A 15975-nucleotide genomic window follows, 5' to 3' on the forward strand; every position below is an offset into this window, starting at 1 on the left:
AACGTAATAGATTGAACGGGAAAAGAAAATTATTTAGATAATTTGAAAATAAAGTGGTGGGCGATACCGGTCTCGAACCAGTGACCCCCTCCTTGTAAGGGAGGTGCTCTCCCAACTGAGCTAATCGCCCGATAATATTAAGGCAAAACCTTAAATTTTCGGTTTATTTAAACACTTTTAAGTGGTGGGCGATACCGGTCTCGAACCAGTGACCCCCTCCTTGTAAGGGAGGTGCTCTCCCAACTGAGCTAATCGCCCACTAGAAAGCGTTTAAATATAAAGGGAAAGTTTGAGCGGAAAGGACACTTTAAAAAAGTGGTGGGCGATACCGGTCTCGAACCAGTGACCCCCTCCTTGTAAGGGAGGTGCTCTCCCAACTGAGCTAATCGCCCGCTAGGTCAAACTTAGTAACATTAAGAACACTTTTTAGAGAAGTGGTGGGCGATACCGGTCTCGAACCAGTGACCCCCTCCTTGTAAGGGAGGTGCTCTCCCAACTGAGCTAATCGCCCTTAATGCTGTGGGTTGGCATTATAGGGAGAATGCATTTTCAGTCAATACCTTTTTATTAAATTTTGTTTAATTGTTGTAAAAATAAGCATAAAATCCGCTTTTTTATTTAGAAGTAAAACAAGTCGTAGTAGAATAACGACTAATATTTTATTGAAGATAGGTTATAAAAATGAAACTAGATGCTCCTTTTAATTTAGACCCAAATGTAAAAGTGCGTACTCGTTTTGCTCCTAGCCCTACAGGTTATTTACATGTAGGTGGCGCACGTACCGCACTTTATTCTTGGTTATACGCAAAACATAATAACGGCGAATTTGTATTACGAATTGAAGACACAGATTTAGAGCGTTCAACACCTGAAGCAACTGCTGCAATTATTGAAGGAATGGAATGGTTAAATCTTCCGTGGGAGCATGGCCCTTATTACCAAACTAAACGCTTTGATCGTTATAACCAAGTGATCGATGAAATGATTGAACAAGGCTTAGCATATCGTTGCTATTGTACTAAAGATCGCTTAGAAGAACTTCGTCATACTCAAGAACAAAATAAAGAAAAACCACGTTATGACCGTCACTGCTTACACGATCACAGCCATTCACCTGATGAACCCCACGTTGTACGTTTTAAAAATCCAACTGAAGGCTCGGTAGTATTTGATGATGCCGTACGTGGCCGTATTGAAATCAGCAACAGTGAGCTTGATGATCTTATTATTCGTCGTACAGACGGTTCACCAACTTATAACTTCTGCGTAGTTGTGGATGACTGGGACATGGGCATTACTCATGTGGTACGTGGCGAAGATCATATCAACAACACACCACGTCAAATCAATATTTTAAAAGCGATTGGTGCTCCAATTCCAACCTATGCGCACGTTTCCATGATTAATGGAGATGATGGCCAAAAACTCTCTAAACGACATGGCGCAGTGAGCGTAATGCAATATCGAGATGATGGCTACTTACCAGAAGCTTTAATCAACTATCTTGTTCGTTTAGGTTGGGGACATGGCGACCAAGAAATTTTCAGTCGCGAAGAAATGATCAACTATTTCGAATTAGATCACGTCAGCAAATCAGCTAGCGCATTTAATACTGAAAAATTACAGTGGTTAAATCAACATTATATCCGTGAATTACCGCCAGAATACGTGGCTAAACACCTTGAATGGCATTACAAGGATCAAGGTATTGATACAAGCAATGGCCCAGCATTAACTGAAATAGTCACCATGCTTGCGGAACGTTGCAAAACCTTAAAAGAAATGGCTAGTTCAAGCCGCTACTTCTTTGAAGAATTTGAAACCTTTGATGAAGCAGCAGCAAAAAAACATTTCAAAGGCAACGCTGCCGAAGCACTTGCAAAAGTAAAAGAAAAATTAACCGCACTTTCTAGCTGGGATTTACATTCTACTCACGAAGCGATTGAGCAAACGGCTGCTGAACTAGAAGTGGGCATGGGTAAAGTTGGCATGCCATTACGTGTCGCTGTGACAGGTTCTGGTCAATCTCCATCAATGGATGTTACCCTAGTCGGTATCGGTAGAGATCGCGTACTTCCGCGTATTCAGCGTGCTATTGATTTTATTCATGCACAAAACGCTTAATATTTAATCGGATAACAAACGCATAATAAAATCGTATTGACAGCCACATAGTCAAATTTTATCATGTTGCTGTCTTTTATGGGGATATAGCTCAGTTGGGAGAGCGCTTGAATGGCATTCAAGAGGTCGTCGGTTCGATCCCGATTATCTCCACCAAATTCTAATTCTATATAGTATGATATAGTCCGATAAAGCCTTGATATATAATGTATCAAGGCTTTTTTGTTATTCTAACAAGTCCGATAGAAACTGACTAAATCCACAAATTTTAGTAACACTAATAGTAACACCATGCTATGATAGACTCATATAGTGTTACTAAATCACTTATAACTTAATGATTTATAAAATAAATTTCTAAGATTTTAGTGTTACTTCATTTTGGAGGTATCTAATGGCAAGAAGAGCTATTCCCTTAACAGATACGGAGATAAAAAAAGCTAAACCAAAAGAAAAAGAGTATATCTTATGCGATGGTCATGGGCTTTCACTAAGAATTAAGCCTAACGGCTCTAAATTATGGCTATTTAACTATACACGACCTATTCTTGGTACAAGGACTAATTTAGGACTAGGTACATATCCGATAGTTAGCTTAGCTGAAGCTAGAATGCTAAGAGATAATTGTCGTAAATTATTAGCTCAACAAATTGATCCTAAAAAACATAGAGAAGAACTAGAAAGAAAGCAGCTTATGGATACTCAAAGTTCTTTTGAGAAAGTTGCAGAACTTTGGAAAGGGAAAAAAAGTTCAGAAGTTGAAGAGAAAACGATCAATAAATATTGGCGAAACTTAGAGCTTCATCTTTTGCCTTTGATAGGTAAATATTCTATTAAAGAAATTCAGCCTTCGTTAGTAGTCCCAATGTTAAAGAAAGTAGAGGAAAATGGATCTCCAGATATGGTTAATAGACTATGTGGTCATCTAAATGAAATCTTAAATTTTGCTGTTAATAGTGGGTTAATTGAAAGTAACACTTGTCTAAAAATTAGCTCTACATTCAAGTCCGTTCGTCAAAGAAATAACCCTAGAGTAAGCAGTGAAGAAATTCCTACCCTTATAAAAAGAATACATAGTGCTAATATTAAAAAGAAAACTAAGTTATTAATCTTATTCCAATTATTAACAATGGTTCGACCTAGTGAAGCAAGTAATGCTGCATGGAATGAATTTGATTTTGATAAAAAAGAGTGGACTATTCCTGCTGAAAGAATGAAAGCGAGATTTTTACATACTGTACCATTATCATCTCAAGTAATGGCATTGATAGAACAACTAAGACCAATGACAGGTCATACTAAATATTTGTTTACTCATAGAAGTGATTTGAATAAAACAATGAGTTCATCTACTGTTAATATGGCTCTAAAAAAAATGGGTTATGAAGGTCAGCAAACTGCTCACGGATTTAGAGGATTAGCGAGAACTTTTTTGGCAGAGCAAGGTGTTCAACACGAGCATGCTGAAGTTTGTCTAGCACATAAAACAGGAGGTCAAGTTAGCTTAGCCTATAATCATGCTAATTACTTAGAGCAAAGAAGGGATATTATGCAAATGTGGGGAGATTATATTGAGAAATGTTCTCAATCTTAAATTTTTTAGGAGAAATTACCATTAAACGGAGTTGTTTTTTTTTGACCTGCCTCTATTAATAATAAAAAAAACAACTAAATTTATTTATAAATTAGTTAAAAACACTTAATGAGTATCTATCTTGATAGATATGATTACTTACCTATGTAAAAGCTACAAATACAAATTGTAGCTTTTACTATATATTAAGATCTCTTAGCTACGTTTATTTTTGAAGAAGATTATCATTATAGATCTATATAGAGAGCTAAGGCTGATGATGAGAATCATCAGCCCTTGATCTATAATTTTTATTAATTAATAGAATTCTAATAATATGGGATCTTAAAAATAGGAAATCACTTAGATATAGAATATATAGTCAATATAATGCGAGAGACGCTTATAGCAGCAAAGATAAAAAAACTCGTAGGGTAACTCATCTTGTCAGAAATAATGCTGATAGCAGTGATTTAGATAGGTTATACAGCGTTTTTTGATACTTAAATAAATTTAGATAAAATAAGTATATTATAGATAGTGTCTATTTTGATTTAAGCAAAGAAATAATCTCTTTCAATGCTGAAATCTCGCTATCTTTTTGTTCAATCACTAGATCTCTTTGTTTCAATAGCTCATCTTTATGTGAAATAGTTAGCTTTAATAGATCAATTTCTGATGTCAAATTCTCATTTGAACCGTAGTAGTTAGTATTATGATCATTCATAAAGAACAATACATTCTTATCATCATTTTTGATTAGTTCTAAAACATCAATATTAAAGATATTGGCAATTTGCTCCAATTTATGAAGATTGAGCTTAGTTTCTCCACGTTCAATTTTTGCATAGCCGTTCTTAGACATGTTCATTTTCTCAGCCATATCTTCTTGAGACCAATTTCTTGTTTCTCTAATTGTTCTAATTTTGTCATTTACACTCATAAAAAAACCTTTTACTCCACCAACAAAAAGTAGCTCGCTTATACCCTATTTGTTGGTGGAATGCAACAAATTATAAAATAGAATGCTGAAAATTAGCATAACTTCATGCAAAATCAAGTGTTTTTCTTCATATAGGTAGAACTACTTAAATTTTATCAAATTAATATTATCTAATTTTGGGAGAAAAAATGAAAGATTTTAATATTCCTAAGACTATTTTGTCTATATTTATTCCTTTCTTATTTTTTAACCGTGCATATGCAGAAAATAAATATGATGGTTATACTACTCAAGAATGCATAGCTTCTAATTTAAGTAAGGTTGAAGAAGAAAAATGTTTTAATCAAGCACGTTATTCATCGAGTGAAGAAAATAGTTCAAGTATTGAGATGCAAACTACTGGGAATATGGCTCAAGATTCTGCTTTATTTGAAAAGTCAGATTACCTTACTAAAGGTGCAAATATTGTAAGATTATATGAATTAGCTAAACTGATTTATATAGAACAATTAGTAAATGGAAATACATTAGTTACTCTAACAAATACAGGTTATGTTTCAAATGGGGACAAAGCATTCAAATATTTAGAACAGCATGGAGTAAAAAATAAATGGATAGCTCAACTAGTTGTAGTAATTATGTTTAATGCTATTAAAATCTCAGAGCAATATCAGCAAGATCCATTATGGTCTAAACGAGAGTTTTATTATAATTTGATTCTTCCAATTTTAGATAAGTTAATGTTTAATGAATTACAAGATAGAGGATTTGAACCCTCTGATTATATTAATCAATAATTCTTTTAATAAAAGGTGTTAAATATGAAAAAAGCATATAGTATCCCACTATTATTATCTGCACTGATAATTAGTGCTTGTAAACAAGAGACTCCAAATTGTTCTAGTAATGATGCTAAAAAAGTTGTTTTTGATATTGTTAAGGAAGAATTAAGTAATCCAAATACATCTTCTTGGGTAAGAGTTTATGATAAAATCTCCTTCAAGTTAAATGATATTAGAACAAATAAGCATGATAAAGAGTTAGATAACTATCTATGTGTAGCTAATTTGGAAGGAAAGATAAGTGAGCAAGATATTCAATCTGTTTTAAATGATATAAGAAATGAGCAACAAGCTGAATATGAAAAAAAAGAAATAATGCTAAAAAATGCATTTAATGAATTTTCATTAAAAATGGATAAAAGAGAAAAAGAACAGCTATCTGAATTAGAAAATGAATATTCTAGTAAAAAGAACAGTCTTTCTTCAGATAAAAATAAAGCTATTTCTGATTCAGAACAAAAATTACTAGAAAATGAAAATCATTATAAAAAAATGTCTAGTCAAATCGAATTAGATGCTAAAAACTATAAAAGAGCAGGAGCAAGTGATAAAGAAGTGTCTGAATCTTTAGAACGTAACAAAAAGGAACTTTCTAATAATTATAATCATCATAAAAATAGATTCAATCAAGAAAGGGATGATAAGGTTAAGAATATTGAAGATAATCTTAGTATTTTAGAAGAATCTTACCCTCAAGATATTAATAGAGTAAAAATTTATTATCAACAAGAAAGGGATAAATATTTATCTGAAACTAAAGAACAGTTAGATAAAATGGTTAGAGAACATGAACAAGCAATAGAAGCTTATAGAAATCAATATAACAGTGGTATAAAAGCACCTATACGTTATAAAATTGAAAGTAGTGATAATGGAAAAGATTTTTATGTAACTATTCAATAAAAAATAAAGCCTAATAGATTAACTCCCTATTAGGCTTTTATTTTATAAAGTTAAATGTATATTAAGGTATTTCATGAGAGCATTTTGAAGTGGTATAACATCTCTCCTAGATTTAAATTTATGATCAACAATATCATTTAATTCTTTAAGGCTAATTTTAATTTCTATAATTTCATTTTGTAAATCTAAAATATTTATTTTACAAATGAATTTTTTTACTTTTTTTAGTGTATTCTTATTCAATTCAGTTTCCATTATATTTAAGATTCTTCTCATTGTAGCCATTCTTTTAAAATCACTATCTTCTATATTCAATATACTATTAATACTTTCTTCAAATGAATCGTATCCATCTAATAATTTCTTATTATAATTGTAGAAAAATGCTATAGATACTGACTTTCCTATTCTTGCTTGAGTTCTAAAAATTGCTTGAACTATTTCTGATTTTACTAGATCTTTAGATTCTAGTTTAGTATTTAATACTTCAGAAAGTCTTTCTGCATGAAATGCATTATTAAACCATTCGCCAAAAAAAATAATTGAATCACAATCAATAAATTCATTGGTGGCTCTACATTTCCCTGAATTATAATGAATTACCTCACATTTGTTTTTTAAGTCTTTACTGATGTTTTCTTTTATGAAGCTAGTTAAATTTTCTATGTGGTGTGTGTTTTTCCAGGTTACGATAAGATGTTTATTACTATTGATAGTAGAAATGTATCTTTCTAGTTTTTTTATATCTGAAATAAGATCTTCCTTATGTTTATTTTCACTTTTTCTTGTCCTTCGCATTGATAACAATGTATCATAATAGATATTATCATTGATAAATACCTTACTTTGATTGTACTTTTCGATATTCCAATTATTACTACCTTCAAATAAAAAGTCTGCTGTAGCATCTAAAATAATTAATTTTGTATTATTATCTATGAAATCATTAATATCTTGATGTATAGTAATGTCTGATGATATATCTGTATTAGATAGATCTCCTAAAGATACTATAAGTTTATTGAATAGCCAGCTAAATCTTTCATGATATAGTTTTTCATTTTTTATATCAGGTAAATTATTAAATAATTCCTTAAATATATTTTTGTCAAAATTTATTATATTCTTAATTGTCTCCTTGTTTAGCCTTATCTCTTTTCCGTATATCAACTCTCTCTTACAAAGTTCTACTAATAATTTCTCATGTTTTACTACTATATCCATATAAGGGGTCTGGAATTCATCAAAGATAACTAATTCTCTCTTTGTTATCTCTTTCTTTATGGGATCATCATAGTTAATGAATATATTGTTTGATTCATATAAAGTCCTCCAGTTATTAGTTACTACTATTCTATATTTTGACAAAGCATAAATATTACATTCTAATTCTTTTAATGTATCGCTCCCTTTATAAATTCCACAAATGGACTGTTTAGGATTTAATGCTTTAACATCAAATACAAGCCTTTTAATTTCTTCATTTGTTTTAACAATAATTAAAGTAGACTTATCTGTATTAGCACAGAATACCTTTAAATTTGTAGTTTTCCCTGATCCACAGCCCCAAGCTAAAACTTGTCTATTTGAGTAGCTATCTATATTATTCTTAAATTTGTAACTGCTATCGTTGATTACGTTATCTAGTAAATAGTTACGTCTAGAAAGTAGATAGCTATTATCATCTATATTGTAATCAATCTCATTACTTTTTAATCTCCAGTCACTCCAATTATCTGGAGAATTTATTTTTTCTTTTTCCATAAAAATCTCCATAAAAAAGCCACTACTAAGTGGCTTCAATATAATCTAAATTGTTAATATATATACGTTATTTCTTTCAGTTTTTTTCAAATAATCTACCTTTATCAATTCATTTAGAGCTTTAATAAATAAATCTCTTTTTAAATTAAAAACGGATTCTGAATTGAATGTAGTTATCCTTATTTCTTTATTTTCATTTTTACTTTTTGTGATTAATGTGTATAAGACATTTCTAGCATTACTAGTTAATTTCTTAAAACATTTCTCTAACGGTAATTTTCTATTAATAATTGAAAAAATATTATCATCTACTGTTTTAAGCATAGATCACCTCATTTAGGTTTTTAATGTTGTTTAAGTACCGATTTACATCGGATTCAAAGTAGCCTACGGAGTTAGCTCCTAGGCTAACTTTTTTAGGAAAATTAGGTTTATAATAAGCAGAGTTTTTATCCTGCCAAATATAGAATGTACTTTTAGATACTCCTAATATAGTTAAAAATTCTTTTACCCTGATTATTCGATCCATGGTAAAGTCCTCATATATAAAAAGGGTATTACTATTTAGCTAGTAATACCCTTATATTGTTTCGTTTAAAAAAAATGATCTATATCATCACTTTTTGATAAGGCGTATAGCCTCCATTTCATATATTAATAAGAAATCCTTATTTTTTGCTCTAGCTAAAATTTAATGTAACCATCCTATACCTCTTTCTGGTTGCCAGCAAGTATTTTTTTAAGTAAATATTTCGCTTTATAGTATGGAAGAGTGAGCTAATTCATCCTCATATTTAACTAATGTTTTTATTGAGGAAATTTTTAAAAAATTTTGATTAAAAAACAGGCATACGGTGTTATATTTTACCTATTTAGATATTTTTCTCTCATCATGCTATAATTGGGTTAAAGAGCAAAGTATCAATGCTTTGAGTATTATAGATTATCTACCATTTTGTTTTTTAGTAACACCAATAGTAACACCGAACATATATAACCAAAATAAAGTTATTATAAATCAATTTGTTACAATGTTAATTCAAGTGAGATTATCCCACCAAATTAATAAAGCAAGGTAAATCACCTTGCTTTTTTTATCTCAGAATTTTTACATTCCAAACTTTAAAGGGTAAAAATAGCGCCATTATTAAATGGCGCTATTTATAAAACAATTAACCGTTAAAACTCTCACCTAAACACGGTCTAATTTTATTCAACATTTCTTTTAATACTCTCGCTGGTGCTGCAATAATATTACCGCTACGTAAGTAGCCGTTACCAGCATCAAAATCACAAACTAAGCCACCCGCTTCACGCACGATTAAATCGCCAGCAGCACAATCCCATGCTTTTAAGCCCATTTCAAAATAGCCATCAATACGGTTTGACGCCACATAGCATAAATCCAATGCTGCAGAACCAGTGCGACGGAAATCCGCGGCATCTTCAATTAAGGCATTCATCATTGCAAATTGAGTTGGCATTAATTTTGGTTGTTTGAATGGGAAACCAGTCGCTAAAATTGAACCTTGAATTTCACATTTACTATCTACACGTAAACGTACTTCATTTAATTTTGCGCCTTCACCACGCACAGCGGTAAATAATTCATTGCGGATTGGATCGTAAACAACACCAACTTCAGTACGATTTTTTACACGAATTGCGATAGACACGGCAAAATGAGGAAGGCCCGTCATAAAATTGCGGGTACCATCTAGTGGATCAATCACCCATTGTACATCACTATCTTTGCCTTCAAGCGCACCTGTTTCTTCGCTGATGATGGTGTGGTCAGGATAAGATTTACGAATAATTTCAATGATTTCTGCTTCTGCCGCTTTATCAACGTTTGTCACATAATCATTAATACCTTTTTGTGTGCTTTCGATAGCATCACGGCGTTCATAATTTTTAGCAATCACATTGCCCGCTTTTCGTGCCGCACGAATTGCGATATTTAACATTGGATTCATATTTCCACCAGATTTTAAAGAACAGAAAAATTCCGCGCCATTATAGCGAGATTTGCCAAAATAACCAGTTGAAAATTATAAAACAATGGTTTTTATAGGGTTTCAGGAAAAGTTTGCGATACAGATCGCAAAAATAGCATGAAGTGATTTTTCCATTAATTATTTGCCATTAAAGTGCGGTAGAAAATTGGAGCGTTTTATGCAGAAAGGTGTGACATTAGTAGAATTATTGATTGGGTTAGCCATTATCAGCATTGCGCTGAGTTTTGCCGCGCCATTATGGCAAACGGATTCACCTAAAACGATTTTAGCCAAAGAGCAACATCGTCTGTATTTATTTCTACGCCAAATTCAGGCTCGGGCAGAAAATTCATCGGAAGTGTGGTTTTTACTTATCAATCGTAACCTTGCGACACAACAATGGTGCTTAACGGCACAAGTAAAAAATGATCAAACTTGTGATTGTTTAAACCCAACAAACTGCCCGAAAGAGGCCTATGCTCATTTTTACTATCCTTATTTTCCTAAAAAAACGATGATTCAAAGCCATTATATTTATCCCAAAGAAATCACGAGGTTTTATGGTGCTCGTAATACCAGTGTCACCCGTTGCTTTATTCTACAAGCGGAAAATGAACGTACATTATTTTCATTTTTCAATGTTGGCAGTATTCGTTTGAAAACCAATCAAGCGGCTAGTGCATGCAATCAATCATGAAAACATTATTAAAAGGGCAAACCCTATTAGCACTGATGATTTCGCTGGCGTTATCATCTTTATTATTGCTAAGTATTTCGCATTTTTATGTGCAAATACAAACTCAAAATCAACACATGTTATTGCATTTAAAACTACAAGCAGAATTACAACGAATATTACAGCTAATCGGTAAAGATCTTCGGCGATTGGGATTTAGAGCATTAAATACAAAAGGAACAGAAAGCAATTTATCTTTATTTGAATTAGATGAACAAGGCACTGCCATTTTCATTAGCCAAGAAGATAACGCCCCACTTAATAGCTGCGTGTTGTTCTTTTATGATTTAAATAAAAATGGTTGTATTGGCAAAGATTCGCCTAAAACCTGTATGAAAAATGGGAAAAATATATCTAAAAACAGTACAGAAGAATTATTCGGTTATAAAGTAAGTAATAAAATGATAAAAACCAAACTGACTTATCAAAGTGTTATTCCTACTAATTGCACAGCAGAAACTTGTAAACGAGCTTTTCAACAATCGGCTTGCAACGCTGGAGGCGGTTGGACAGATTTATTAGATAACAATGAATACGAAGTCACTACCCTACAATTTAATTGGTTAATCGAAGGCAAAGGATTAGAAATCAAACTAAAAGGAAATTTAAAACAAACCCCAAATATCAGTTACGAAACATCCCTTGTCGTTGCGCTCTGGAATCAAAAATAATGGCTACACACAAAGGCATTATCACGCTGACTATTCTGATTTTTATTTCAGGTTTATTAACCGTAATCTTATTATTGGATGACAGCCATTTAAGTTTTTTTCGTGCACAACAAAATCAACGAAAATACTATGTAGAAAGAACATTACAACTGCAAAAAATAACAGAGGAGAAAAAACAAACCGCCTGCCTTGATTTACCGTTAAATAATAATGAAAGTGTAAAGCAAATCAGCATCACGCTTGATGGCGCCACCGATGCAATTCAATATTTTCTTTGGTGTGAAAGAATGAGTCTATTTAAAAAATCGCCCACAAGAGGCGATAATCAAGGTGCATTGAAAGATTTTATTCACATAGAAAAACTAACGGATTTTCGACCGCGCTTTTCTTCCCCACCCAAAATTTTAAATGCTAACAAAATACCTAAACTTTATTGGTTTTCAGATTCACAAGCGGAAGTTGAAATTAATGGCATCGTGTCTGCCGTATTAATTGCGGAGGGAGATTTAAAACTAACGGGCAAAGGAAGGATTAGTGGCGCGGTGATCACCAACGGGAATTTAACTTTAGATGGGGTAACTTTAGCCTATGGCAAACCGGTTGTAACAACCTTAGTGCAACAATATAGCCAATGGCAGTTGGCTGAAAAAGGTTGGAGTGATTTTAATGTTCCAGATGAATAAAGGCATGTCGCTCACTACCCTATTATTTTCCTTGGCTTTATTTAGCGTTTTATTTATTGCTTTCAATCAATGGACGGCAAGCCAAAGAAAAAGTGCGGTGAAAACTTATCAAGATTTTCAGGCGATACAGATTGCGGAGAATCAAGCTCAACGCCAATTTTTAGGGTTAGCTTGTGAACAATTAATACCACAAAATGGCTTAACTTTTCGCGTTCAATGTCAAAACGAACGAGTCATTGTGCGTTATCCTATGGGTGAAATTTCGATAAAAACTAAGTAAAATGGGGCTTGTCTTTTTCTAAATCAAATCCTCAAAAGGTCGCCATTGTGTTCATTGTTTACTACTCTAATCAACTCGAAAAACAAAAAGAAATTCTTTCTTCCTTATTCAAATCGTTACCTCCAGAAGATCCTTTTCAGCAAGATATTATCTTGGTGCAAAGCCCGGGTATGGCGCAATGGCTGCAAATTGAATTAGCGAAAGAAACAGGCATTTCAGCGAACCTCAAATTTCCTATGCCAGCAAGTTTTATTTGGCAACTTTATGCTCAAAACTTACCCGCAACGGCACTGGAAAATCCTTTTGATAAAGATTCAATGACATGGCGATTAATGCGATTAATCCCGACTTTTCTCGAGAAAGAAAGTTTTTCACCTTTACGCAATTATTTAGCATCATCGCCTCATTCTGAACAATACAAACTTTATCAACTCAGCAGCAAAATTGCCGATTTATTTGACCAATATTTAGTTTATCGACCAGAATGGATTTTTGCTTGGGAAAAAGGCGAAGATGAACAAATCACTGTTCAAATACAAAAACAGCAACCTAACCTAAACGATACTTTGTTTGAGCAAATTCAAAGCAATACAAAATGGCAAGGTGAGTTATGGCGTGCATTGGTCGTCGATGTTAAATCAGATGTTGGGGATGCCACACATCGAGCGGCTTTGCATAATCAGTTCTTAGCCTTGCTTGCCGATAAGAAAGCACCGAAAAAATTACCTTCACGCATATTTATTTTTGGTATTCCAGCACTTCCAACTGCTTATCTCAATATTTTGCAAGCGATGTCATCAGAAGTGGATATTCATTTATTTTTTAATAATCCATGCCAAGAGTATTGGGGAGATATTAGCGATTTACGCCTTGATTATTTGCGTTCTCGCAAGCGTTATCAATTCAATAAACAAGATAAAAATCAACCGCTGTTTTCCGAGGATCAACTTTCTCAACTAGAAAACGCTCAGTTTGATGTCACTTATCAAAAAGAAAACCTTCAAGTAGGCAATCCGTTACTGGCTGCTTGGGGAAAAATGGGGCGAGATTTTCTTTACACCTTGGTGCGAGATGAAGAACATATTCCAACTTATCCCGTCAATGCTTATCAAGAAATTAAATCGAACAGTTTGCTTGGGCAATTGCAGTCTCAAATTCTGCATTTAGAAAATAAACCGCTAAATATCGCAAAAAATGACCGTACTTTAACCCTACATTCTTGCCACAGTGCTATGCGTGAAGTGGAAATATTGCACGATTATTTATTAGATTTATTTAATCAAGATCCTAACCTTACGCCAAAAGATGTGGTTGTTATGGTGGCAGATATAAACCAATATACACCTTATATTCAGGCAGTTTTCGGGCAAAAAAATGGGGATGCGCCACAAATTCCATTTTCACTTTCGGATAATAAACTTTCAGAAAGTGATGTGTTGGTATCAAGTTACTTAACTTTATTGCGCTTAAAAGAAAGCAATTTTAGTGCAGAGGACGTCTTAGCGTTGCTGGATATTCCTGCGATGCGAGAACGATTTAATATTTCTCTTGCTGATTTGCCATTAGTGCGAGAATGGGTGGCGGATTCAGGGATTCGTTTCGGTTTGCAAAAAAATCAAGATGGTATCAATTTCAATTCTTGGCAGGCTGGATTAGAACGAATGATGTTAGGTTATGCGATGCGTGAAGAACACGGTATTTGGCAAGATAGCCTAGGGTTAAACAGCAGCTATGGCTTAAAGGGTGAACTTGCTGGAAATTTATCTCACTTTTTCACCCCACTTTCAGCGTTGCATGAAACGCTGCAACAAGCACATTCCATCGAAAAATGGCAAGAAATTTTAACCGCGCTTTTATCAGATTTCTTCGTGCAAAATGAAGACACAAGCGACACGATTTTCTATATTCAAGAGAAAATTAATGAATTAGCTGAGCATCTAAAAACGCTCCATTTTACTGAAGAATTGCAAGCAGACGTGATTGCCGATGTCATCACAATGAAATTGGAAGATGCGCCAAATAGCCTCAAATTCCTTGCAGGAAAAGTAAACTTCTGCACCTTATTACCAATGCGTTCAGTGCCATTCAAGGTAGTTTGTTTACTTGGAATGAATGATGCGGATTACCCTAGAACACAAACACCAAACAGTTTTGATTTAATGCAATATCACCATCAAAAAGGCGACCGTGTTCGCCGTGATGATGATCGCTATTTGTTCTTAGAAGCCTTATTGGCAGCACGTGATTATTGCTATATCAGCTATGTTGGCCGTTCCATTACAGATAATCAACCGAAAGAACCTTCTGTATTGGTAAGTCAACTCGTGGATTATATTAATCAAGGTCAAAGCGAAAATACCCTTACGGTGATTGAGCATCCCATGACGGCATTTAGCCCAGATAATTTCAAATATAACGAGAAATTTACCCGCTCTTTTGCGACAAAATGGTTGCCAATAGCACAATTTGACGCAACAGCTAGCAATTCAGAATTTGCCGTCACTATGACAGAAAACCCAGAAAAAATAGAAGAAATTGAACTGGATCGTTTAGTCAGCTTTGTGGAAAATCCAGTGAAATTTTTCTTTGAAAAACAACTCGGTGTCTATTTCCGTGATGAAGATGATCGTATTGCCGACAGTGAAAATTTCACCTTAAGTGGATTCGATAATTACGCGCTCAATAATGACTTAATCTACCTTGATGAACAAAATTTTTCTGATTATTTTAGACAAGCAGAAGTAAAAGGCGTGTTACCTCGAGCCGAATTTGGAAAAGTTTATGCTGAAAATATTCGAGACAATGTTTTGGAATTTAAAAAGAAAATAGCGGATCTTGGTGAAGCCAAACATGCTTCCGTCGATTTCAATTTATCCGTAAATTGGCACAATGAAAATCAAGAAATTCGTCTATTTGGTTATATGGAGCCTTTATTTGGCGATGATTCACAGGTGATTCAATGGCATTTTGCGAAATACAAAGATCGCTATTGTATCCGTCCTTGGATTTATTATTTGATTCAATGTGTTACACAAGAAAATGCGGTACCACCAAAATTAATTACGCAAGATCAAGTTATCGAATTACCGCCTATTGAGCGCAAAACCGCTCTCGCTCAATTAGAAACTTACGTAAAAGATTATTTACAAAGTCAAATAGAAATCCAATTGGTGCCAACGGTAAGAAATGTGAATGATTTTATTGTGGACGATGAAAGTGCGGTAGATTTTGACAATATTTCTACAAAACTTCAGGAACTGGGCGAAGACAGCAATTACGGCGCTCAAGCAGATCCATATTGGTCACGCGTATTGGCGCAAACCTCAAGATTTGAACAAACTGGAAATATCGAAAAATTATTAAAACAAACAAAAGATTGGTTTGGCTTATTATTCGTACAAAAGAAGACAAGAAAGGCATAAAGCTAATCGTCAAAGAACCGATTTTTTGCTAAGATAA

At 33.5% G+C, this 15975-nt stretch carries 14 protein-coding genes and 5 tRNA genes; 10 read left to right on the plus strand and 9 right to left on the minus strand.

What is annotated here, in order from left to right; all coding sequences use genetic code 11:
- Nucleotides 1-54 precede the first annotated feature (54 nt).
- From KP713_RS06500 to KP713_RS06515, 4 genes are all read right to left on the minus strand, one after another.
- Nucleotides 55-130 (minus strand) — tRNA-Val (locus KP713_RS06500).
- Between the two features lie 52 nt (nt 131-182).
- Nucleotides 183-258: transfer RNA gene (locus KP713_RS06505), tRNA-Val, on the minus strand.
- Nucleotides 259-316: 58 nt separating this feature from the next.
- Nucleotides 317-392, minus strand: a tRNA-Val gene (locus KP713_RS06510).
- A gap of 43 nt (nt 393-435) precedes the next feature.
- A tRNA-Val gene (locus KP713_RS06515) sits at nt 436-511 on the minus strand.
- A 170-nt stretch (nt 512-681) separates the two neighbouring features.
- Between KP713_RS06515 and gltX the strand changes: the two genes are divergently transcribed.
- The 3 genes from gltX to KP713_RS06530 all read left to right on the plus strand — a co-directional run bounded on the left by gltX (nt 682) and on the right by KP713_RS06530 (nt 3718).
- Nucleotides 682-2124: a glutamate--tRNA ligase gene (gltX, locus tag KP713_RS06520; protein WP_215770189.1), complete on the plus strand. Its 1443-nt coding sequence runs from the start codon at nt 682-684 to the stop codon at nt 2122-2124.
- Nucleotides 2125-2204: 80 nt separating this feature from the next.
- Nucleotides 2205-2280, plus strand: a tRNA-Ala gene (locus KP713_RS06525).
- 238 nt (nt 2281-2518) lie between these two features.
- The gene (locus KP713_RS06530) at nt 2519-3718 is read left to right on the plus strand and encodes a tyrosine-type recombinase/integrase (RefSeq protein ID WP_215770190.1); all 1200 of its coding nucleotides are present in this window, start codon (nt 2519-2521) and stop codon (nt 3716-3718) included.
- 523 nt (nt 3719-4241) lie between these two features.
- Here the strand turns inward: KP713_RS06530 and KP713_RS06535 are convergent.
- A complete protein-coding gene (locus tag KP713_RS06535; protein ID WP_046949302.1) occupies nt 4242-4640 on the minus strand; it encodes a helix-turn-helix domain-containing protein in 399 nt (132 codons plus the stop codon).
- Between the two features lie 188 nt (nt 4641-4828).
- Here KP713_RS06535 and KP713_RS06540 point away from each other — a divergent pair, with 188 nt between their 5' ends.
- Both KP713_RS06540 and KP713_RS09005 read left to right on the plus strand, forming a co-directional pair.
- A complete protein-coding gene (locus KP713_RS06540; protein ID WP_215770191.1) occupies nt 4829-5437 on the plus strand; it encodes a hypothetical protein in 609 nt (202 codons plus the stop codon).
- Between the two features lie 24 nt (nt 5438-5461).
- Nucleotides 5462-6385, plus strand: coding sequence for a V-type ATP synthase subunit I domain-containing protein (locus KP713_RS09005; RefSeq protein ID WP_252346323.1), 924 nt, complete (start codon nt 5462-5464; stop codon nt 6383-6385).
- A 42-nt stretch (nt 6386-6427) separates the two neighbouring features.
- On the opposite strand, the gene KP713_RS06550 is transcribed toward KP713_RS09005, so the two are convergent.
- The 4 genes from KP713_RS06550 to suhB all read right to left on the minus strand — a co-directional run bounded on the left by KP713_RS06550 (nt 6428) and on the right by suhB (nt 10125).
- Nucleotides 6428-8149, minus strand: coding sequence for a YonV C-terminus-related protein (locus tag KP713_RS06550; RefSeq protein WP_215770192.1), 1722 nt, complete (start codon nt 8147-8149; stop codon nt 6428-6430).
- Nucleotides 8150-8194: 45 nt separating this feature from the next.
- The gene (locus KP713_RS06555; protein WP_215770193.1) at nt 8195-8473 is read right to left on the minus strand and encodes a hypothetical protein; all 279 of its coding nucleotides are present in this window, start codon (nt 8471-8473) and stop codon (nt 8195-8197) included.
- On the minus strand, nt 8466-8678 hold the full coding sequence (locus KP713_RS06560; RefSeq protein WP_215770194.1) for a helix-turn-helix transcriptional regulator: 213 nt from the start codon (nt 8676-8678) through the stop codon (nt 8466-8468). The genes KP713_RS06555 and KP713_RS06560 overlap by 8 nt, the downstream gene beginning before the upstream one ends.
- A 643-nt stretch (nt 8679-9321) precedes the next feature.
- Nucleotides 9322-10125: an inositol-1-monophosphatase gene (gene suhB / locus KP713_RS06565; RefSeq protein WP_215770195.1), complete on the minus strand. Its 804-nt coding sequence runs from the start codon at nt 10123-10125 to the stop codon at nt 9322-9324.
- A 199-nt stretch (nt 10126-10324) separates the two neighbouring features.
- Between suhB and KP713_RS06570 the strand changes: the two genes are divergently transcribed.
- Genes KP713_RS06570 through recC form a run of 5 tightly spaced genes read left to right on the plus strand, consistent with a single transcriptional unit; the run spans nt 10325 to nt 15938 of the window.
- Complete coding sequence (locus tag KP713_RS06570; protein WP_215770196.1) at nt 10325-10843, plus strand: type II secretion system protein; 519 nt, start codon at nt 10325-10327, stop codon at nt 10841-10843.
- Nucleotides 10837-11553, plus strand: coding sequence for a type II secretion system protein J (locus tag KP713_RS06575; RefSeq protein ID WP_215770281.1), 717 nt, complete (start codon nt 10837-10839; stop codon nt 11551-11553). Before KP713_RS06570 ends, KP713_RS06575 begins: the two co-directional genes overlap by 7 nt.
- Nucleotides 11553-12236: a DUF2572 family protein gene (locus KP713_RS06580; protein ID WP_140449939.1), complete on the plus strand. Its 684-nt coding sequence runs from the start codon at nt 11553-11555 to the stop codon at nt 12234-12236. The genes KP713_RS06575 and KP713_RS06580 overlap by 1 nt, the downstream gene beginning before the upstream one ends.
- Nucleotides 12229-12516: a DUF5374 domain-containing protein gene (locus KP713_RS06585; protein ID WP_181153749.1), complete on the plus strand. Its 288-nt coding sequence runs from the start codon at nt 12229-12231 to the stop codon at nt 12514-12516. The genes KP713_RS06580 and KP713_RS06585 overlap by 8 nt, the downstream gene beginning before the upstream one ends.
- 47 nt (nt 12517-12563) lie before the next feature.
- Nucleotides 12564-15938, plus strand: a complete 3375-nt coding sequence (recC, locus tag KP713_RS06590; protein WP_215770197.1) for an exodeoxyribonuclease V subunit gamma — start codon at nt 12564-12566, stop codon at nt 15936-15938.
- Nucleotides 15939-15975: the final 37 nt, after the last annotated feature.

The sequence above is a fragment of the Haemophilus sp. SZY H36 genome (assembly GCF_018829625.1).
Classification (GTDB): domain Bacteria; phylum Pseudomonadota; class Gammaproteobacteria; order Enterobacterales; family Pasteurellaceae; genus Haemophilus; species Haemophilus haemolyticus_K.